The organism is Phenylobacterium sp., assembly GCF_004799515.1.
Lineage (GTDB): Bacteria > Pseudomonadota > Alphaproteobacteria > Caulobacterales > Caulobacteraceae > Phenylobacterium.
Genome location: NZ_SSMX01000047.1, coordinates 161,185 through 181,038 on the forward strand (window position 1 = coordinate 161,185; position 19,854 = coordinate 181,038).

The following is a 19,854-nucleotide window of genomic DNA, read 5'->3' on the forward strand; positions in this document are numbered from 1 at the left end:
AGGTTTCGGGTTGGCGGTCAGCTGGCCTTGACGAAGGGCTTTGGCCGGCGCGCGCCGCCCTGGCGGGCGAACATCCAGCCGGGGTATTCGCTGGGCAGTTCGGAGACCTCGTCCAGCCGCTTCATCTCGTCAGCGCTGAGCGTAAGCTCCACGGCCGCCAGGTTGTCGTCCAGCTGCTCCAGGGTCTTGGCGCCGATGATGATGCTCATCGTGAAGGCCTTCTGCAGGATGTAGGCGAGCGCCACGCGGGCCACCGAGGCGCCATGGGCCTCGCCCACCTCGCGCATGACCTCGACGCACGCCCAGGCGCGGTCCTTGTCCACCGGCGGGAAGTCGAAGGTGGTGCGGCGCGAGCCTTCCGGATTGTTCGACCCCGGCCCGAACTTGCCCGAGAGCAGGCCGCCGGCCAGCGGCGACCAGACCATCAGCCCGACCTTCTCCTCGGCGATCATCGGGACCAGCTCGCGCTCGAGATCGCGGCCGGCGATGGAGTAGTAGGCCTGCAGGGTCTCGAAGCGGGCGTAGCCCTTGGCCTCCGACAGGCCGAGCGCCTTGGCGATCTTCCAGGCGGCCCAGTTCGACACGCCGATGTAGCGCACCAAGCCCTGGCTCACGAGGTCGTCGAGGGCGCGCAGGGTCTCGTCGATGGGCGTGACCGAGTCGTTGCCGTGGATCTGGTAGAGGTCGATATGGTCGGTCTGCAGCCGCTCCAGGCTGGCGCGCACCGAGTCCATGATGTGGCCGCGCGAGGCGCCGCGGTCGTTGGGGCGCGGGCCCATCTCGCCGAACACCTTGGTGGCGATGACCACGTCCTTGCGCTTGGTCCCCAGGTTCTTGAACGCCTGGCCCAGCCGCTTCTCGCTCTCGCCGAAGGAATAGACGTCGGCGGTGTCGAAGAAATTCACCCCGACCTCAAGCGCGCGGCCCACGATCTTGTCCACGTCGTCCTGCTGCAGCGCGCCGATGGCCTTCCACATGCCGGCGTCCTCGTTGCCGCCGAAGGTCATGGTCCCCAGGCAGATCTCGGACACGAACAGGCCCGTACGGCCAAGCTGGTTGTACTTCATGGGGCGCCTCCAGGTTTTTGTTGGATGCCAGGCCATATGGTCAGGCGGATGTGGCGCGGGAAGGTCCATCCCGCGCCAGCGGTGCAATAAACCCGAAATGACCTGTCGCGTGCAGAGTGAGCTTCGGCGAACGGCCGGCGGTCGCGGCCGTCAGAGGCTCTTGAGGATGCCCTCGACCATCTTCTTGGCGTCGCCGAACAGCATCATGGTGTTGTCGCGGAAGAAGAGTTCGTTCTCGACGCCGGCGTAGCCGGAGCTCATGCCGCGCTTCACGAACAGGACCGTGCGCGCCTTCTCCACGTCCAGGATCGGCATGCCGAAGATCGGGCTGGCCGGATCGGTCTTGGCGGCGGGGTTGGTGACGTCGTTGGCGCCGATCACGAAGGCCACGTCGGCGGTGGGGAACTCGGCGTTGATGTCGTCCAGCTCGAAAACCTCGTCGTAGGGGACATTGGCCTCGGCCAGCAGCACGTTCATGTGGCCGGGCATGCGGCCGGCCACCGGGTGGATGGCGTAGCGGACGTCGACACCCTCGGCCTTCAGCTTGTCGGCCATTTCGCGAAGCGCGTGCTGCGCCTGGCTGACCGCCATGCCGTAGCCGGGGACAATGATCACCTTCGAGGCGTTCTTCATGATGAAGGCCGCGTCGTCGGCGCTGCCCTGCTTCACCGGCCGCGTCTCGACCTTGCCGCCGCCGGCCGCGGCGTCCGTCGCGCCGAAGCCGCCCAGGATCACGGAGATGAAGCTGCGGTTCATCGCCTTGCACATGATGTAGCTGAGGATCGCCCCGGACGAGCCCACCAGAGCGCCGGTGATGATCAGGGTGGTGTTCTCCAGCGTGAAGCCCAGCGCCGCAGCCGCCCAGCCGGAGTAGGAATTCAGCATCGAGACCACGACGGGCATGTCGGCGCCGCCGATCGGAATGATCAGGGTGACGCCCACGATCAGGCTGAGGGCGAAGACGCCCCAGAAGGCCCAGAGGGCGGTCCCGCCGCTCATCACCAGGAGCACGATCAGGGCCACGATGCCGACGCCCAGCGCCAGGTTAAGCAGGTGGCGCGCGGGCAGCAGGATCGGTGCGCCGCTCATGTTGCCGTTCAGCTTGGCGAACGCGATCACCGAGCCGGTGAAGGTCACCGCGCCGATGGCGAGGCCCACGGCCAGCTCGATCAGCGAGTGGGTGACCACCCCGCCGCCTTCCGCGGCGATGCCGTAGGCGGCCGGCGTGTGGATGGCGGCCACCGCCACCAGGCAGGCGGCCATGCCCACCAGGCTGTGGAAGGCCGCCACGAGCTGCGGCATGGCGGTCATGGCCACGCGCCGGGCGATCACCGCGCCGACCCCGCCGCCGATGGCCACGCCGCCGACGATCAGGCCTAGTGTCAGCGGGTCGAGCGCGCCCTGGCTCCAGAGCGTCGCCAGCGCCGTGCCGACGGCGATGGCCATGCCGATCATGCCGTTGCGGTTGCCGGCCTGGCTGGTGGTCGGCGAGGAGAGGCCCCGCAGCGCGAGGATGAACAGGACGCCGGAGACCAGGTAGAGGATGGCCGCGAGGTTGGCGTTCATGCCGCGGCGTCCTTCTTGGGCGCGGCGGGAGCCTTCTTCTTGTACATGGCCAGCATCCGCCGAACGACGAGGAAGCCGCCGAAGATGTTGACGCTGGCGAAGGCCGCGGCGACCGCGCCGGCGCCTTTGGAGATCATGACGTTGGCGGTCAGCTCGCCGCCTTCGCCGTGCGCGGCCACCGCCAGCAGCGCGCCCACGACGATCACCGAGGAGATGGCGTTGGTGACCGCCATCAGCGGCGTGTGCAGCGCCGGCGTCACGCTCCAGACCACGTAGTAGCCGACGAAGATCGCCAGCACGAAGATCGCCAGGCGGAAGACGGTGGGATCGACGGCTTCCATGCGCTTCAGCCCTTGAGGTTCGGGTGCACGACCGCGCCGCCCTGCGTGACCAGGGCCGCCTTCAGGATCTCGTCCTCATAGTCGGGGGCGAACTGGCCCTCCTTGTCGAGGAACAGGCCGGAGAAGGCGAAGAGGTTGCGGGCGTAAAGCGCCGAGGCATCGGCGGCGATGCGGCCGGGCAGGTTGGGAATGCCCAGGATCTTCACGCCGTTCCGGGTGACGGCCACCTCGCCCAGCTTGGCGCCCTCCACATTGCCGCCCTGCTCGATGGCCAGGTCGACGATCACCGAGCCGGGCTTCATGGAGGCCACCTGGGCGGCGTTCACCAGCCTGGGCGCCGGGTGGCCGGGGATCAGGGCGGTGGTGATCACCATGTCCTGCTTGGCGATGTGGCTGGAGATCAGCTCGGCCTGCTTGGCCTGGTACTCGGCGCTCATCTCCTTGGCGTAGCCGCCGACGGTCTGGGCGTTCCTGAACTCCTCGTCCTCGACCGCCAGGAACTTGGCGCCGAGGCTTTCCACCTGCTCCTTGGTGGCCGGGCGCACGTCGGTGGCGGTGACCACCGCGCCCAGCCGCCGCGCCGTGGCGATAGCCTGCAGGCCGGCGACGCCCACGCCCATGATGAACACCTTGGCCGCGGCCACCGTGCCGGCGGCGGTCATCATCATCGGCATGGCCTTGCCGTAGGCCTCTGCGCCCTCGATCACCGCCCGGTAGCCGGCGAGATTGGCCTGGGAGGACAGCACGTCCATCACCTGGGCGCGGGTGATGCGCGGCACGAACTCCATGGCGAAGGCGGTGGCCCCAGCCTTGGCCAGGCCGTCCAGCGTCGCCTTGTCCTGATAGGGATTGAGGGTCGCCACGACGATCGTGCCGGGTTTCAGGACCGCGAGCTCGTCGGCCTCGGGCCCCCGCACCTTGAAGAGGATGTCGGCCTTGGCGAGCACATCCTTGGCGGTCTTGGCCAGCGTCGCGCCGGCGGCCTCATAGTCGGCGTCGGGGTAGGAGGCGGCGGTCCCAGCGCCGGTCTCGACCACCACGGTGAACCCTGCGCCGATGAGCTTCTTGACCGTTTCCGGAACGGCGGCGACCCGGGTCTCGCCGCTGCGGCGCTCCCTGGTGACGGCAATGACGGCCATAAAGCGCAAAGCCCCCCGAACGCGGCTGCGGGAGGGACCTTAGGATCGGTTCACCCGACCTGTCCAGCCGCCCCACCGAGGTCGGCGAACGAATGCGGAAGAAGCTTTGGTGACGGCCCCGGCGGGCGGTCGGATCAGTGCTCGGCGTCGCCGCGGCTGCGCAGGAAGAAGATCCCGAGCGCCAGGACCACCGCGCCCGTGATGAAGGCGCCGAAGAAGCCGGTCGGCGTGCAGAACCACAGCGTCAGGAACAGCAGCGAGGCGGCGATGATCAGCGAGCCCCACTTGGTGATGCCCATCACCAGGTGGAAGGTCGCCACCTGCTCGTGGATGTCCATGTCGCCGCGGTGATATTCGGAAGCCTGGCCGGCCATCACGTCTCTCTTCAACTCTGGGCTCTTGAGGGCGGTGCTACACGAGACCGCCGCTGTGCTCAAGACGCGCTTGCGGGTTCGGGCGGCCAGGCGGCGAGCAGGGCGCGCAACGCCGCCACCAGCGCCAGCGGCTGGTCGATCATGATGTGGTGGTGGGCGTCCGGGATCTCGATCTCGATCATGCCCGGCGGGAAGGGCGAGGGCGCGCCCGCCTTGCGGTGCTCCACGATGCGGCTCTTGGCGCCATAGATGTGCACCATGGGCGTCTTGACCGTGACCGCCTCCAGGGGATCGCCGCCCATGGCCCGCTCGCGGTCGAGCTTGGCCCACATGTTGGGGTCGAACCGCCAGGTCCAGCCTTCGCCGGAGCCGTCGGGGCTGGTCTCGCCATCGGGCAGCGGCGCGCGCTTCAGCGAGCGGCGGGCGATGAAGTCGGCGATGTAGGCGTTGCCGGCTGGCTGCGGCGGCATCAGGCGGAAGCGGGCCAGCGCCGCCTCTAGCGTCGGATAGACCCGGCTCGGCCGGTCGACGGTGGGGATGTTGCGCACCGCCTCGAACTGCGCTTGGCGCTTGGCCAGCTCCTCCGGCGGCGGGCCGAAGCCGGTGTCGACCATGATCGCGGCATGCATCCGCTCCGGATGGCGCACCGCGGCGAAGAACACCTGCCCGCCGCCGAAGGAGTGGCCGATGTAGGTGGGCTTCCGCCCGCCCTCATAGAGCCCGACCGCGCGGCTGACCGCCTCGGCGTCGTCGGCGAAGTCGGTGAAGGAATAGCGCTCGCGCCAGTCCGAGGCGCCCATGCCGGCCAGCGACATCGAGGCCACCCGATAGTGCTCGGCGAAGAAGGGCGCGATGAAGCTCCACCAGTCGGCGTGGGCGGAGTTGCCGTGCACGAACAACAGGCCGGGCTTGCCGACCTCGCCCCAGGTCAGCACCTCGAGCTTCGAACCCAGGCTTTCGACGAAGCTGCGCTCCGGCTGCTGGGCGATGGCGTCCTTGAACCACTGCGGCGAGGGCGGCTCGGCGCCGGCGAAGGCGGCCAGCGGCGCCTGAACCTCCGGCGGCAGGGCGTCCTCGACGTGCACCGGCCGGTCGTCATGGATCTCCGGCTTCACGTCTTCAGCCATGCGGATGGTCCTTGAGAAGGGTGGGGCCGACAATTGGGGGAGGCAGGCCCGGCAACATGGGGTCACGTGACTAACAAGCGTTTGAAAAATGGCAAGCGCTTCGTCCCGGCGCTAGGGTCCGCGCCGGCAGACGCCTGAGGGGGAGTTCCGCGTGCTGAAATCCATGTTCCTGGGAAGCGCCGCGGCGCTGGCGCTGGCGGCGAGCGCGCACGCCGCGCCACAGATTCTGGCCCCACCCGCGCCGCCAGCCGCCTCCGTGCAGCCCTATGTGAAGGTCGGCGGGCCGGTCACGGTGCTGAAGCATGTGCGGCTGATCGATGGGACGGGCGGGCCGGCGCAGGAGGACCGCACCCTCGTCGTGCAGGGCGGCAAGATCGCGGCCGTCGGCGGACCGGAGCTGGCCGCGCCGGGGGGCGCCCAGGTGCTGGACCTGCCGGGGCATACGGTCATCCCCGGCCTCGTCGGCATGCACGACCACATGTACTACATCGCCCGGCCCAACATGGACGCCGCCGGCCACTCCGAGCCGCCGCTGATGGTGCCGCAGATGACCTTCTCGTCGCCGCGCCTGTACCTGGCGGCGGGGGTGACCACCATGCGCACCACCGGCTCCGTCGAGCCCTACGTCGACCTCAACGTCAAAAGCCTGATCGACGCCGGCGGCATGATCGGGCCGCACATGGACGTGACCGGCCCCTATCTGGAAGGCTCCGGCAGCGCCTTCATCCAGATGCACCCGCTGAAGGACGCCGCCGACGCCACCCGCACCGTCGCCTACTGGGCCGACATGGGCGCGACCTCGTTCAAGGCCTACATGAACATCACCCGCGACGAACTCGGCGCGGCCATCGTCGAGGCCCACAAGCGCGGCTTGAAGCTCACCGGCCACCTCTGCTCGGTCACCTATCCCGAGGCGATCGCGCTGGGCATCGACGACCTGGAGCACGGCTTCTTCGTCAACACCCAGTTGGACCCCGGCAAGCAGCCGGACGTCTGCCCGCGCACCTCGGGCGATCCGACCCTGCTGGCCATGACGCCGGACAGCCCTGAGGCCGACAAGCTGATCCGCCTGATGGTCGACCACCACGTGGCGCTGACCTCGACCCTGCCGGTCTTCGAGCAGCGCGTGCCCGGCCATTCACCCCTGAACCCCAAGGCCATGGCGGTGCTGACCGTCGAGGCCCGGGAGGCCTACCTCTACGCCCGCAACCTGACCAACCAGGCGCCGCGCGACCGCTATGCCGACGCGGCCAAGGAATTCCAGAACGACCTTGGCCTGGAGCACAGGTTCGTGGCCGCCGGCGGCCTGCTGATCGCCGGGCCCGACCCCACCGGCAACGGCGGCGTCATCCCGGGCTTCGGCGACCAGCGGGAGGTCGAGCTGCTGGTCGAGGCCGGCTTCACCCCGCTGGAGGCCATCAAGATCGCCACCCTGAACGGCGCGGCCTACCTGGGCCTCGCCGACAGGATCGGCTCCATCGCGCCGGGCAAGGACGCCGACCTGGTGGTGGTGAAGGGCGACCCGTCGAAGGCCATCGCCGACATCGAGAACGTCGAGATCGTGTTCAAGGACGGGATTGGCTACGACGCGCCGAAGTTGCTGGAGTCGGTGAAGGGGCGGTATGGGCAGTATTAATTTCGCGGCTGGAGAAACCCGTGTTCGGGCGCGCATCAGCATGCTCGCGACGACGGAGGGTGGGCGAACCTCCCTGATCGTCGGCCCGACTAGCTATCGGCCGAACCACAACTTCTTTGGCCCCGAGAACCGAGACATGGCCATCGGTCTCATCGATCTGCTTCCCGGCGAGACGCTGAACCCCGATGAGATTCGTGTGCTCGACCTGACCTTCATCACCTGGCCCGAAGGCGAACTCTATCCGGGGCGGGGGTGGCTGATTCAAGAAGGCGCCCGGCTCGTCGGCAGGGGTGAGGTCATCGAGCTATTGTCCAGCAGCGGCCATGCTCCGCCCTAAACCTCGTGGCAGCCATGTTTGCCTGCCTCTCCAGCTCACTCAAGGACTGGCCGAAGGCCAGCCGCGATGCGGCGCGCGTTCCGCGCGTCCTTGACTGAGCTGGAGAGGCAGGCTCGCATCCACCGTGAGATTTAAGGACCGCTCCGCGCTGGCGCGCTGGGCTTTCACGTCAAAACCCCGCCTTCCTCGCGCAAGGGGGAAAGCGGAATCCGGGGGTTCGCGTTATGCTCGCGCCCCATGACCACCCGCACCGCCCGCTGCGTCTGTGGCGCACTCTCGGTCACCGCCGAGGGCGAGCCGTTGAAGGTTTCCGCCTGCCACTGCCACGCCTGCCAGCGGCGCACCGGCAGCGCCTTCAGCGTGGCGGTGTTCTACGACCGCGACCGGGTGACGATGACCGGGCCGTCGCAGACCTTCACTCGGCCCGGCGATAGCGGCCAGACCGTCGCGTTCCACTTCTGCCCGACGTGCGGGACCTCGATCCTCTGGTATCCGCAGTTCCGGCCGCAGTGGGTCGGCGTGGCCATCGGCTGCTTCGCCGACGACAGCCCCGGCGCGCCGACCCAGGCGGTCTACGAGCAGTTCCGCCACGACTGGGTGACGCTGGCGATCCAGCCCCGCTAGCGCCGGCCCTAGCCGCCCGTGTCCGCCGCGCCCGGCTCGCTCACCACCACGTCGGGCGCCACCACCGAACAGTTGGCCAGGATCATCTCGCGGATGTTGTAGACGTGGCTGCCGTCGCGGCCGCCGCGGATGGTGTGCTTCAGGACCGGCTTGCCGCCGTCGCCCTTCTCCAGGTGGAAGAGTTCGTTGCCCGTGCCGCGCAGCACCTTGAAGCTCTTCGGGTTCTGCAGCGGCATCGGCAGGACGGCGCTGGAGCTGTAGCTGTCCTCACCCTTCACCTCGATGCCGAACCGGCCCTTGTCGCGGGTGATGGTGACGCCGGCGTCGGGGTTGGGGAACGGCTTCCAGCCGGTGTCGTGGGTGAAGCGCATGGCGTCAGTGAGCGGCCCGTCGCACTTGACGATCACCTGCGGCTCGGCCCGGGCGGCGCCGGCCAGGGCCAGCGCCACACCCGCCGCGGCGGCTCCCATCGCGATCCTCATCCTCGCCTCCCCTGTTTGCGCTCATCCTTAGCGTCGTCTTCCTGCCGGTCCCAGGCGCCATCGAAGTCGGGCAGCAGGGCGAAGAGGGTGAAGAGGCCGCCAAGCACGCAAAGCAGGCCGATCAGCTGGCGGGCGTCCAGGCCGTCGCTGCGGGCGGCCAGCCGGGCGCGGGCCTCGGCCGGCGGCAGGCTCCAGCCCACCGGCATGGCGCGGGGCGTTCCGCAGCGGATCATCTCGCCCTGGCGGTCGACGCAACTCGGCCCAGCGAGCGCCGAAGCCGGCAGGGCCAGCGACAGGAGGGTGAACGACAAGGCGGCGGTGAGGCCGATCGCGGGCGCCTTCATGGGAAGCCTCCGCCGCGCCGATCCGGCGCCGAAGGCCCCCAGCCTAGACCAGGCCGGGCGCCAACCGGAAGCGCACGATGCAGGCCGCAGTTTGGGCTGCAAGCCTAGCCGCGCCGTCCTAGACTTCGACCGACCCATCGTTGTGAAGGACTTAGACCGCCATGCGCGCCAACCGCCTGAAGGCCCTCTGGGCGCAAGGAAAGCCCGCGATCAACGGCTGGTGCTCCATGCCGGGCGGCTTCTCCGCCGAGCTGATGGCGCAGCAGGGCTGGGACAGCGTCACCATCGACACCCAGCACGGGGTGATCGGCTACAGCGAGATGCTGGCCATGCTGCAGGCGGTTTCCACCACGGAGGCCACGCCGCTGGTGCGGGTCGCCTGGAACCAGCCCGGCGAGATCATGCGGGCGCTGGACGCCGGGGCCTATGGGGTCATCTGCCCGATGGTCAACGACGCCGCCGAATGCGCGGCCTTCGTCGCGGCCTGCCGCTACCCGCCGCAAGGGATCCGCTCGTCGGGCCCGACGCGGGCGGCGGTCTATGGCGGGGCCGACTACCACGCCCACGCCAACGACGAGATGCTGGCCCTGGCGATGATCGAGACCGCGGCGGGCCTGGCCAATGTCGAGGCCATCGTCGCCACCCCGGGCCTGGACGGCGTCTACATCGGCCCCTCGGACCTGTCGCTCGGCATCGGCGGTCCGCCGGGCCAGGACTCCGAGGCCCCGGCGCTGCTGGCCGCCTTCGACCGGATCGTCGCCGCCTGCAAGGCCGCGGGCGTGCGCGCCGGCGTCCACACCAACAGCCTGGCCTATTCCCAGAAGATGATCGGGCGCGGCTTCGACCTGGTCACCGTCGGCTCCGACATCCGCTACCTGATGGGCGGCCGGCGCGAGGCGGCCGAGATACGGAGCTGGCTGGCGGGGCGATGACGCCAGGGCTCCCGCCGGAACCGCCGCCGCTGGTCGTCCTGTCAGCGCCGGCGCGGACCAACCACGGCGCCGGCCTGATCGGCCTGGACGGCGAGGCCCTGCTCGCCTGCTGGTACTCCGGCCGCAGCGAGGCGGGGCCGGACGCGCGCATCCTCTGCGCCCGCAGCGGCGACGCGGGCCGCACCTGGGCTGAGCCCCAGGCCGTCTCAACGCCGCGCGAGACCGCGCTGGGCGCGCCCGCGCCGGCCAAGAGCGTCGGCAACGTGGTGCTGGCCCGCGACGCGGGCGGGCGGCTGGCGATGATCTCCGGCGAGGTGCAGAGCCGCCGGATCGCGGGGCTGGAGACCTGCAAGTCCTGGCGCTGCGGCCGCATCGACTTCCGCGTCTCCACGGACCTCGGCCACAGCTGGTCGGCCCCGACCCGCCTGGACGACCGTCCGGGCGCCCTGCCGCGCAGCCGGCCGCTGCGCTGGGCGGGCCAGGACCTGCTGCCGGTCTATCAGGAGGCGGGCCGCGCGAGCGTCCTGGCCCTCGACCTCGCCGCGCTCACGCCCGGCCAGCGGCCAGCCGCCGCGCCGCAGCCGATCCCGGCTAGGACGCCCCTGATCCAACCAACCCTGGCCGCGCCCGCCCGAGCCGGCGAGCCGGCGCGGGCCTATATGCGCGATCCGCGCCGGCGCTTCGTCTACGTGTCGGCCTATGACGCCGCCGCCGGGCGCTGGTCGCCGGCTGAGCCCACCGACCTGCCCAATCCCGGCGCGGCGATCGAGGCCTTCCGCGACGGCGCCGGGCGGATCGTGCTGATCCACAATCCCGGCCGTAAGGATCGGCGGCGCCTGAGCCTCGCCTTCTCGATGGACGGCGCGCATTTCGCCGAGGGTTGCGACCTCTCCGCCCCCGGCGCACATGGCGAGGCGGCCTATCCCGCCGTGACGCCGATGGCCGCGGGCGCCTGGGGCGTGGCCTTCTCCATCGAGGACAAGCGCCGCATCGCCTTCGCCCGGCTGGACGCGGCCTTCCTGGACGCCTGCGCGGCGGCGGCTACTTCGCGGGCGCTTTCGCCGCCGGGGGCGCCTTCGAGCTGAACTCGCTCTCGATGGCCACGTCCACATCGTCGCCGACGCCCATGGTCGAGCCGGGCGCGGGAATGCCGGCGCTGATCCCGAAGGCGGAGCGCTTGAACTTCGTGTGCGCGGAGAAGCCCACCCGCGCGCCGCCGGGGTCCATGGCGTTCGGCGGATAGCCGCCGTTGTAGGTCACCTCCAACACCACCGGCCTGGTCACGCCGTGCAGCGTCAGGTCGCCCGTCACGCGGGCGGTATGGGCGCCGGTGGCCTCGACCCCGGTGGAGCGGAAGGCGATCTTCGGGAAGTGGGCGGCGTCGAACCAGGCCTTGCTCATCAGCTGGTCGTGGAAGCCGGTGGGCGGCGTGTTCAGCTCCAGCGACATGGGATCGATGGTCGCCTCGACCGCCATGGCCGCCGGATGGGCCGGGTCGAACTTCAGCCGCCCATCGATCCGCGAGAACCGCGCAGTGTAGTGCGAGAAACCCATGTGACTCACCCGGAAGGTCACCGAGGTGTGGGCCTTGTCCATCACATAGGCCCCGGCCGGCGGCTGAGGCGACGCCGCGGGCGCCGTGGCCGCCACGGCGGGGCCGGCCAGCAGCAGGACGGACATGGCCTTGGCGGCGGCCATGGCGCGGACGGTGTTCATAGTCTCTCTCCCAGTCTCGTTCGCCCCGAGGACGGATCAGACCAACGCGATCCGACATCGACGTGAAGAAAGCCGACGCGCGCGTTTCAAGCTAGTCTGGCCCCCCATGACCTATTGCCTCGGTATCCTCCTGAAGGACGGCCTCGTCCTGGCCTCGGATTCGCGTTCAAACGCGGGCGTCGACCAGGTGGTCCGGGTCTCCAAGCTGAACCTGATGCCCCAGGCGCCGGACCGGGTGATCTCCATCCAGTCGTCGGGGAACCTGGCCACCACCCAGGCGGTGGTGACCACCCTGCACGAGGCCTTCGGCTCCGGCGAGGTCGCCCACGACCTGCGCCATGCGCGCACCATGTTCGAGGTCGCCGGCATCGTCGGCGCCCAGCTGCGCGCCACCGTCGCCGCCGACGCCGACTTCGTGACGCCCTACGGCGACCCCAGCGCCAGCTTCCTGGTGGGCGGCCAGATCGAAGGCGAGCCGCCACGGCTTTTCCAAGTCTACGCCGCCGGCAACTTCGTGGAGGCCTCGGCCCGCTCGCCCTTCCTGCAGATCGGCGAGACCAAGTACGGCAAGCCGATCCTCGACCGCCTGCTGGCGCCCGGCGCCTCCCTGGCCCAGGCGGCCACCCTGGCGCTGATCTCCTTCGACGCCACCATCCGCAGCAATCTGTCGGTGGGGCCGCCCATCGACCTCGTGCTCTACCGGGCGGGCGGGTTCAGCATGGACAACCTAGTCACCGTCGACGACGCCGACCCCTATTGGCAGGCCCTGCGCCGCACCTACGCCGAGGGCCTCTCCGCCCTGATCGCCAGCCTGCCGCCGCCGCCGGAGACTTGGGGGGCTTAGAACACCCCAACGGTGTCATCCCGGTTTCGCCATCGGCGAAGACCGGGACCCTTTCGCGCGGCGTAGCCGGCAATTCGCAGCGTCGCCGCCGCGCTCCTTCTGGGGGAGATCGGTGCTTATGGGTCCCGGACATCGGCTGCGCCGATTCCGGGATGACACGGGTTTTGAGACCTCCCTCCGGGACAATCCCGCCCTTACATCTCATGGATGATGCGAGCCTTCGGGCCCGGGCAAGACAAGGACCGGCCCCTGGCCGGCCGCGTCGCGGCGCGCGAAGCGCGTCCTTGAGTAGCCCGGGCCCGAAGGCAAACTGGCCGGCATGAGATTTAAGCTGCCGTCTGACGGCTCTCCATGAACCGTCATCCTCCGGTCGCCCGAAGAGGCGATCCGGGGGACCCAAACGGCCGCGCCATGCCCTGCCCCTCAGCTTGGGTCCCCCGGATCAGCCTTCGGCTGAGCGAAGGATGACGACGTCGGGGTAGGGCTAGTTCAAACCAACGCCTCGAACTCGTCCACCAGCCGCTCGAGCTGCTTCATCCCGGCCGCCCAGAAGGCCTTCTCCCGCGGGTTCAGGCCGAAGGGGGCCAGCGCCTCGACGTAGGTGCGCGTGCCGCCGGCGGCCAGCAGGTCCTCGTACAGAGGCGCGAAGGCGACCGGGTCCTCGCAGCGCTTCTCCATCAGGCCGCGCACCAACAGGTCGCCGAAGGCGTAGGCGTAGACGTAGAAGGGCGCATGCACGAAGTGGCTGACGTAGGCCCAGTAGTGCTCGTAGCCCCGGTTCAGCTTGATGGCCGGCCCCAGGCTCTCCGCCATCTCCTGCATCCAGATGGCCTCGATCTCGTCGGGCCCGACCTCACCCGCCAGGCGCGCGGCGTGGAAGCGGGTCTCGAAGCGGTGGAAGGCGATCTGGCGGACGACGGTGTTGATCCCGTCCTCGATCTTGCCGGCCAGCAAACCCTTGCGCTCGGCCTTGGTGGCGTTGGCCAGGAGGCGCTCGAACACCAGTCCCTCGCCGAAGATCGAGGCGGTCTCGGCCAGCGTCAGCGGGGTGTCGGCCAGGAGGGTGCCGAGCGGGGCGCAGAGCGTCTGATGCACCGCGTGGCCCAGTTCGTGCGCCAGGGTCAGCACGTCGCGCCGCTCGCCCATGTAGTTCAAGAGGACGTACGGATGGCGGTTGGCGGTCACCGGGTGCGAATAGGCGCCCGACTGCTTGCCGGGCCGGGGCTTCGCGTCGATCCAGGGGTGGGTGAAGAAGGTCTGGGCAGTGTCGGCGAACTTGGGCGCGAGGCCCGAGAAGCTCTCCAGAACCATGGCCTTGGCCTGGTCCCAGCCGTAGGTCTTGGGCTGCGCGGTATCGAGGGGCGCGTTGCGGTCCCAGTGGTCCAGCACGTCGCGGCCCATCGCCTTGGCCTTCAGCCGGTAGTAGCGGTGGCTGACCGGCTCATAGGCCTCGACCACGGCGGCCTCAAGGGCGGCCACGGCGTCGGCGTCGACCTCGTTGGCCAAGTGGCGCGAGGCGGCCGGGTCCGGATACTTCCGCCAGCGGTCCTCCACCTGCTTCTCGAAGGCCAAGGTGTTGAGGCAGAGCGCCAGCGTCGGGACCCGTTCTGCCAGGGCCTTCGACAGGGCCTGGGCCGCCTGCTTGCGGCGCGCGCCGTCCGGGTCGGACAGCCGGTTCAGCACTTCGGAGAGGCTCAGGGTCTCGCGGCCCACCTTGGCGGTCAGCCGCGCCAGGGTCTCCTCCGACAGCCGGCTCCAGTTGGCGACGGCCGGGCCGCGGTCGATCAGCATCCGCTCCAGATCGGGGGAAAGTTCGTGCGGCCGCGACAGGCGCACGCGGCGGATCCACGGCCGCCAGCGCGCCGCCGGCTTGTGGGCGCGGAACGCCGCCTCGATCTCGTTGTCGTCCAGCTCGTTGAGCTCGAGGGTGAAGAACAGGCTCTCCGCGGCGATCTGGGCGGAGCGGGCGCGCAGGTCGCCCTCGAACTTGGCCCAGGCCGGGTCGTCGCGGGCCACCGAGGCGGCCAGGCCCGCATAGGCGCCCACGCCCCACAGGCCGTTGGTCGCCGCCTCATAGAGGCCGATGCCGCGGTCCAGCAGTTCGCCCAGCAGGCGCGCGTCGCGGCGGCTGGCCACGAAGCGGCCCTTCAGCGCCACCAGGGCGTCGTTGTCGGCCTTGGCCTGGGCGAGGTCGGCCTCGATCTTCGGATCGTCCCGGCCGGAATAGAGGTCGCCCAGGTTCCACTGCGGCAGGGCGTCGGTCTTGAAGGGGGCGTTCATGCCCGCGTGATAGCCGATCCTCCCCCTCAGGGGGAGGTGGCGCGAAGCGCCGGAGGGGGTTTCATCCGCGAGGTCCGCGACAGCCGACCTCCCCAATGCCGGAGCGGAACCCTCTCAGTCAGCTTCGCTGACAGCTCCCCCTGAGGGGGAGCGTCTTGGTCAGCCCCTCACATCTTCTGCGTGGCCAGCAGGATCGAGGTCTCCGTGGAGGCGATGCCCTCGATCAGGCGGACCTGGTCGAGGGTGCGGCTGAACTCGGCCAGGGTCTCGGTGTCGAGCTCGGCCACCAGGTCCCAGCGGCCGTTGGTGGTGTGGACCTTGTCGACCTCCGGGAAGCCGCGCAGCGCCTGGACCACCGCCCCGGAGCGGCCGCCCTCGACCTCGATGCACATGATGGCGCGCACGCGGGCGGCCTCCATCTCCGGGCGGGTGCGCACGGTGAAGGCCTGGATCGCGCCGCCCGGCGCCTGCATGCGGCGGATGCGGTTCTGCACCGTGCCGCGCGAGACCTTCAGCCGGGCGGCCAGCGAGGCTACCGGCAGCCGCGAATCGACCCGCAGCAGGGCCAGCAGCTTGCGGTCAAGGTCATCGAGCATATCGCAAATCCGACTGAACATATCGCCAGCACTGGACGCCAAATGTAGCAGCTTGGGCGCTATTCGCTAGCGCCAGCGCGGGCGATCCTGGGGTTCGGTTCGCCGCCCCCTGAAGGAGCCCTGCGATGGACGCCCGCCCGCGCTTCCTGATGACCGATCCCTCGGCCTTCGAGGTGAGCTACCGCATCAACCCCTGGATGGACCCCGCCGCCTGGACCGCCGCCTGCGCCGACCGGGCGAAGGCCGCGTCCGCCGATCTGCGCCACGCGCTGCAGGACCTGGGCGCCCATGTCGAGACCGTCGAGGCGGTGCGCGGCCTGCCGGACCTGGTGTTCCCGGCCAACGCCGCGGTGGTGCTGGACGGCAAGGTGCTGCTGGCCCGCTTCCGCCATCCGGAGCGGCAGGGCGAGGAGACGGTGTTCCGCGCGGTCTTCGCCCGGCTGAAGGCCCGCGGCCTGATCAGCGAGGTCGTCGACCTGCCCGAGGGCATGCTGCAGGAGGGCGCCGGCGACGCTATCTGGGACGCCCAGCGCGGCCACTTCTGGGCCGGCTTCGGCCCGCGCTCCAACCGCGCCTCGCTGGGGGTGATCCGCCGGACCTTCGGCCAGGAGGTCGTGGGCCTGGAGCTGGTCTCCGACCGCTTCTACCACCTCGACACCTGCTTCTGCCCGCTGTCGGGCGGCCAGGTGCTCTATCACCCCGAGGCCTTCACGCCCGACGCCCTGGCCGCGATCCGCGAGCGGGTGGCGCCGGCCGACCGCATCGAAGCGGATGCGGCCGAGGCCGCGGCCTTCTGCGTCAACGCCGTGAACCTGGCCGACACCCTGGTGATGGCCGAAGCGCCGGCGTCCCTGCGCGCCAAGCTCAAGGCGCAGGGCTATCGCCTCGTCGAGGTCGACCTCGCGCCCTTCATCCGCTCCGGCGGGGCGGCCTACTGCATGACGCTGCGCCTCGACCGCGCCAGCGCCGCGCGCCCCGTCATCCTCGCCGCCGAATAGGGGGAGAAGACCATGAACGACATCGCCCTCGCCCGCTCGCAGTCCGCCGACCTGATCGCGCTCGAGGGCCGCTACGGCGCCAAGAACTACAAGCCGCTGGACGTGGTGCTGACCCGCGGCCAGGGGGTCCACGTCTGGGACGTGGACGGCAACCGCTACCTGGACTGCCTGTCGGCCTATTCGGCGGTGAACCAGGGCCACTGCCATCCGAAGATCCTTGAGGCCATGGTCGAGCAGGCCGGGCGTCTGACGCTCACCTCGCGGGCCTTCCGCAACGACCAGCTCGCGCCCTTCTACGAGGAGCTCTGCGCGCTCACCGGCAGCCATAAGGTCCTGCCGATGAACTCCGGCGCCGAGGCCGTGGAGAGCGCCGTCAAGGTCGCCCGCAAATGGGCCTATGAGGTCAAGGGCGTCCCCACCGACCGGGCCGAGATCGTGGTCGCCGCCGACAACTTCCACGGCCGCACCGTGGCCATCGTGGGCTTCTCCACCGACCCGGTCTCGCGCGGCGGCTTCGGCCCCTTCGCGCCGGGGTTCCGGATCGTCCCCTACGGCGACGCCCAGGCCCTGGAGGCCGCCATCGGCCCCAACACCGCCGCCGTCCTGCTGGAGCCGATCCAGGGCGAGGCCGGCGTGATCGTGCCCCCGGCGGGCTATCTGAAGCGCGCCCGCGCGCTCTGCACCGAACGCCGGGCGATCCTGATCCTTGACGAAATCCAGACGGGCCTCGGCCGCACCGGCAAGCTGCTGGCGGAGGAGCACGAGGGCGTCGAGGCGGACCTGACCCTGATCGGCAAGGCGCTCTCCGGCGGCTTCTATCCGGTGTCGGCGGTGCTCTCGAACTCCGAGGTCATGGATGTGCTGCATCCCGGGGAGCACGGCTCGACCTTCGGCGGCAATCCGCTGGCCTGCGCCGTCGCCCGCGCGGCGTTGAGGGTGCTAGTCGAGGAGGGCATGGTCGAGAACGCCGCCCGGGTCGGCGACCGCCTGCAGGCCTCGCTCGCCGCGATCCGCGCCGACAGCGTCAGGCAGGTCCGCGGCCGCGGCCTGATGCTGGCCGTCGAGCTGCATCCCGAGGCCGGCGGCGCGCGGCGCGTCTGCGAAGCCCTGCAGGCCCGCGGCCTGCTCGCCAAGGAGACCCACGACCATACCATCCGCATCGCCCCGCCGCTGATCCTCACCGAGGCCCAGGCCGACTGGATCGCCGAGCAGTTCGCCGCGGTGCTGCGCTGACAACGGCGTAGGACGCGCATTCAACCGACGGCGCGTTGGATACTCGGATCTAAAGGCCAGGAAGTTTTCCCGGCGTTTCTAGGGAAACTCTCTCAGAGAAACCTGCCAATTCCACCCGGAAGACCAGAGTCAGGAGCTTTGTTTCAATCTGGAAGCCAAGAAGTCGTCCTCGATCCTTGATCGACGGTAGCGGGTGACTGGAGAGTTGGTCTAATTCCTCCGACGGCTTTGTGCGCGACTTGCGCCCTGGCCCGTCAAACCGCCCAAGAGCGGCAAGGGGGAAGACGATGTTCCAGGCGAACTATTTCGCGCGCGCCGCGGCCGGGGCCTTCGCCCTACTGAGCGGCGGCCTTGCGATCCTGTGGGCGCCCGCCGCCTTCGCCCAGGCGCCGGCCAACACGCCGGACCCCAACCACCCCGGAAAGGCGATCTTCGACCGCGCCTGCGCGGGCTGCCACGCCAACCCGGCCCCGGGCAGCCGGGCGGCGACCTTCAGCCAGATCACCGGCACGGCGCCGGCGCAGCTTCGGACGACCCTCACCGAGGGCGTGATGAAACCGATGGCGGCGAGCCTGTCGCCGGAGGACCTCACGTCCCTGATCGGCTACCTGACCTCCGGCCAGAGGGCGGTGAACGCCAACTGGACCGACGCGATGATGTGCGCCGCCGACAACCGGACGGTGGACGTGGCCAAGCCGGTCGCCTTCGGCGGCTTCGGCGTCGATCCGCACTCGACCCGCAACCTATCCGCCGCCAAGGCCGGGCTGAAGAAGTCCGACATGGCGCACCTGGAGATGGCCTGGGCCATCGGCTTCCCGCAGACCCAGAGCCTGGGAACCGGCGCCGTCGTGCTGGGCGACACGGTCTTCGTGAACGGGGCGGGCAAGCTCCTGGCGCTGGACGCCGCCAAGGGCTGCGCGCGCTGGGTCAAGGCGCTGAACTCGCGCAACACCCCGCAGATCGCCGACCTGGACGGCCGCAAGGTGCTGCTGCTCGCCAACGGCCGCCACGACCTCAGCATGGTGGACGCGAAGACCGGCGACACGGTCTGGACGGTGAACGCGCAACCGAGCCACGACGAGGGCATCGGCATCCGCGGCGGGGTGGTCGTCTACAAGGACAAGATCATCGTGCCCTATTCGGCCTCGGGCGTCGGCACGGGCCAGAACCCCGCCTTCGAGTGCTGCGCCTTCCACGGCGCGGTCGTCGCCCTGTCGCTCAAGGACGGCAAGAAGCTGTGGGAATACCACACGATGAAGGACGCCGAGTACACCGGCAAGCTGTCCAAGACCGGCGTCAAGCAGCGCGGCCCCTCGGGCGCCCCGATCTGGGCGCTGCCGACCATCGACGAGGCGCGCAACCGGGTGTTGGTGGGCACCGGCGAGAACACGTCCTTCCCGGCGACCGAGACCTCCGACGCCATCATCGCGCTGGACCTCGACACCGGGAAATCAGCCTGGGTGTTTCAGGCCGAGGCGCTCGACGTCTGGAACATGTCCTGCAACGACCGCGAGCTGCAGAAGAGCGGCCCGAACTGCCCGAACCTCTATGACAACGACAAGGGCCACGACTTCGACTTCGGCGCGACGCCGATCCTGACCAAGGGCGCCGGCGGCAAGGACATCATCTTCGACGGCCAGAAGTCGGGCGGCGTCTGGGTCATCGATGCGGCCACCGGCAAGAAGCTGTGGGGCGACCGCATCGGCGAGGGTACGGCGCTGGGCGGCGTCCACTGGGGCGTGGCGGTCGACGGCCCCCTGGGCTTCGCGCCCATCGCCGATTCCATGTTCCTGCCGGAGGAGATGGCCACCCGGGCCAAGCCCGGCGTCTACGCCTACCGCCTGAGCGACGGGAAGCAGGTCTGGGCCCATCACGCGACGGCCGATTGCGCGCCGGCGCGGAAGGCGAACCTCGTGGCCTGCGACACCAAGTACGGCTTCTCGGCGGCGCCCCTGGTGGTCGACGGCGCCCTGATCGCCGCGACCCTCGACGGCAAGGTGGTGATCTTCGACGGCAAGACCGGCGCGGTGCTGAAGACCCTCGACACCGCCGGCCCGGTGAAGACCGTCAACGGCGTCCCCGGCAAGGGCGGCTCCATCGACGCCCACGCCATCTCGGCGGGCGCCGGCATGGTCTTCGTCACCTCCGGCTATGGCTCCTTCAGCCAGACGCCGGGCAACGTCCTGATCGCGTTCAAGCCGGCGGGGAAATAGCCCCG

At 70.0% G+C, this 19,854-nt stretch carries 20 protein-coding genes; 9 read left to right on the forward strand and 11 right to left on the reverse strand.

Annotation, left to right across the window (positions count from 1 at the left end; translation table 11 throughout):
• Window positions 1-17 precede the first annotated feature (17 nt).
• The 6 genes from E8A49_RS19300 to E8A49_RS19325 all read right to left on the reverse strand — a co-directional run bounded on the left by E8A49_RS19300 (window position 18) and on the right by E8A49_RS19325 (window position 5,614).
• Entirely contained in the window at window positions 18-1,067 is a 1,050-nt protein-coding gene (locus E8A49_RS19300) for an aldo/keto reductase (RefSeq protein WP_293385444.1), read from the reverse strand.
• 150 nt (window positions 1,068-1,217) lie between these two features.
• Complete coding sequence (locus E8A49_RS19305) at window positions 1,218-2,633, reverse strand: NAD(P)(+) transhydrogenase (Re/Si-specific) subunit beta (protein ID WP_293385447.1); 1,416 nt, start codon at window positions 2,631-2,633, stop codon at window positions 1,218-1,220.
• Complete coding sequence (locus E8A49_RS19310; protein ID WP_293385450.1) at window positions 2,630-2,974, reverse strand: proton-translocating transhydrogenase family protein; 345 nt, start codon at window positions 2,972-2,974, stop codon at window positions 2,630-2,632. Before E8A49_RS19310 ends, E8A49_RS19305 begins: the two co-directional genes overlap by 4 nt.
• A 5-nt stretch (window positions 2,975-2,979) precedes the next feature.
• Window positions 2,980-4,113 carry a Re/Si-specific NAD(P)(+) transhydrogenase subunit alpha gene (locus E8A49_RS19315; RefSeq protein ID WP_293385453.1) on the reverse strand — a complete coding sequence of 378 codons (1,134 nt, stop codon included), beginning with the start codon at window positions 4,111-4,113 and terminating at the stop codon, window positions 2,980-2,982.
• Between the two features lie 134 nt (window positions 4,114-4,247).
• On the reverse strand, window positions 4,248-4,502 hold the full coding sequence (locus E8A49_RS19320; protein WP_293385456.1) for an aa3-type cytochrome c oxidase subunit IV: 255 nt from the start codon (window positions 4,500-4,502) through the stop codon (window positions 4,248-4,250).
• A gap of 44 nt (window positions 4,503-4,546) precedes the next feature.
• A complete protein-coding gene (locus E8A49_RS19325; protein WP_293385459.1) occupies window positions 4,547-5,614 on the reverse strand; it encodes an alpha/beta hydrolase in 1,068 nt (355 codons plus the stop codon).
• 151 nt (window positions 5,615-5,765) lie between these two features.
• Here E8A49_RS19325 and E8A49_RS19330 point away from each other — a divergent pair, with 151 nt between their 5' ends.
• From E8A49_RS19330 to E8A49_RS19340, 3 genes are all read left to right on the forward strand, one after another.
• The gene (locus E8A49_RS19330) at window positions 5,766-7,250 is read left to right on the forward strand and encodes an amidohydrolase family protein (RefSeq protein ID WP_293385462.1); all 1,485 of its coding nucleotides are present in this window, start codon (window positions 5,766-5,768) and stop codon (window positions 7,248-7,250) included.
• Window positions 7,237-7,587, forward strand: coding sequence for a hypothetical protein (locus E8A49_RS19335; RefSeq protein ID WP_293385464.1), 351 nt, complete (start codon window positions 7,237-7,239; stop codon window positions 7,585-7,587). The genes E8A49_RS19330 and E8A49_RS19335 overlap by 14 nt, the downstream gene beginning before the upstream one ends.
• A gap of 237 nt (window positions 7,588-7,824) precedes the next feature.
• Window positions 7,825-8,211 (forward strand): GFA family protein, encoded by a 387-nt coding sequence (locus tag E8A49_RS19340; protein WP_293385467.1) that lies wholly within the window; start codon window positions 7,825-7,827, stop codon window positions 8,209-8,211.
• 8 nt (window positions 8,212-8,219) lie between these two features.
• Here the strand turns inward: E8A49_RS19340 and E8A49_RS19345 are convergent, their stop codons facing one another.
• Window positions 8,220-8,693 carry a hypothetical protein gene (locus tag E8A49_RS19345; protein WP_293385470.1) on the reverse strand — a complete coding sequence of 158 codons (474 nt, stop codon included), beginning with the start codon at window positions 8,691-8,693 and terminating at the stop codon, window positions 8,220-8,222.
• Window positions 8,690-9,037: a hypothetical protein gene (locus E8A49_RS19350; protein WP_293385473.1), complete on the reverse strand. Its 348-nt coding sequence runs from the start codon at window positions 9,035-9,037 to the stop codon at window positions 8,690-8,692. Before E8A49_RS19350 ends, E8A49_RS19345 begins: the two co-directional genes overlap by 4 nt.
• Before the next feature lie 161 nt (window positions 9,038-9,198).
• Here E8A49_RS19350 and E8A49_RS19355 point away from each other — a divergent pair, with 161 nt between their 5' ends.
• On the forward strand, window positions 9,199-9,969 hold the full coding sequence (locus tag E8A49_RS19355) for an aldolase/citrate lyase family protein (protein WP_293385476.1): 771 nt from the start codon (window positions 9,199-9,201) through the stop codon (window positions 9,967-9,969).
• Entirely contained in the window at window positions 9,966-11,054 is a 1,089-nt protein-coding gene (locus tag E8A49_RS19360; protein ID WP_293385479.1) for an exo-alpha-sialidase, read from the forward strand. The genes E8A49_RS19355 and E8A49_RS19360 overlap by 4 nt, the downstream gene beginning before the upstream one ends.
• Here E8A49_RS19360 and E8A49_RS19365 read toward each other — a convergent pair.
• The gene (locus tag E8A49_RS19365; RefSeq protein WP_293385482.1) at window positions 11,011-11,685 is read right to left on the reverse strand and encodes a YceI family protein; all 675 of its coding nucleotides are present in this window, start codon (window positions 11,683-11,685) and stop codon (window positions 11,011-11,013) included. The genes E8A49_RS19360 and E8A49_RS19365 overlap by 44 nt on opposite strands.
• Before the next feature lie 106 nt (window positions 11,686-11,791).
• Here E8A49_RS19365 and E8A49_RS19370 point away from each other — a divergent pair, with 106 nt between their 5' ends.
• Window positions 11,792-12,529, forward strand: a complete 738-nt coding sequence (locus E8A49_RS19370; RefSeq protein WP_293385485.1) for a peptidase — start codon at window positions 11,792-11,794, stop codon at window positions 12,527-12,529.
• A gap of 489 nt (window positions 12,530-13,018) precedes the next feature.
• Here the strand turns inward: E8A49_RS19370 and E8A49_RS19375 are convergent, their stop codons facing one another.
• Both E8A49_RS19375 and E8A49_RS19380 read right to left on the reverse strand, forming a co-directional pair.
• The gene (locus E8A49_RS19375; protein WP_293385488.1) at window positions 13,019-14,809 is read right to left on the reverse strand and encodes a M3 family oligoendopeptidase; all 1,791 of its coding nucleotides are present in this window, start codon (window positions 14,807-14,809) and stop codon (window positions 13,019-13,021) included.
• Between the two features lie 167 nt (window positions 14,810-14,976).
• Window positions 14,977-15,405, reverse strand: a complete 429-nt coding sequence (locus E8A49_RS19380; RefSeq protein ID WP_293385491.1) for an Lrp/AsnC family transcriptional regulator — start codon at window positions 15,403-15,405, stop codon at window positions 14,977-14,979.
• Between the two features lie 125 nt (window positions 15,406-15,530).
• Here E8A49_RS19380 and E8A49_RS19385 point away from each other — a divergent pair, with 125 nt between their 5' ends.
• The 3 genes from E8A49_RS19385 to E8A49_RS19395 all read left to right on the forward strand — a co-directional run bounded on the left by E8A49_RS19385 (window position 15,531) and on the right by E8A49_RS19395 (window position 19,849).
• Entirely contained in the window at window positions 15,531-16,403 is an 873-nt protein-coding gene (locus E8A49_RS19385; protein ID WP_293385494.1) for a dimethylarginine dimethylaminohydrolase family protein, read from the forward strand.
• A gap of 12 nt (window positions 16,404-16,415) precedes the next feature.
• Complete coding sequence (rocD, locus tag E8A49_RS19390) at window positions 16,416-17,636, forward strand: ornithine--oxo-acid transaminase (RefSeq protein WP_293385497.1); 1,221 nt, start codon at window positions 16,416-16,418, stop codon at window positions 17,634-17,636.
• Window positions 17,637-17,923: 287 nt separating this feature from the next.
• Window positions 17,924-19,849, forward strand: a complete 1,926-nt coding sequence (locus tag E8A49_RS19395) for a PQQ-binding-like beta-propeller repeat protein (protein WP_293385500.1) — start codon at window positions 17,924-17,926, stop codon at window positions 19,847-19,849.
• Window positions 19,850-19,854 lie beyond the last annotated feature (5 nt).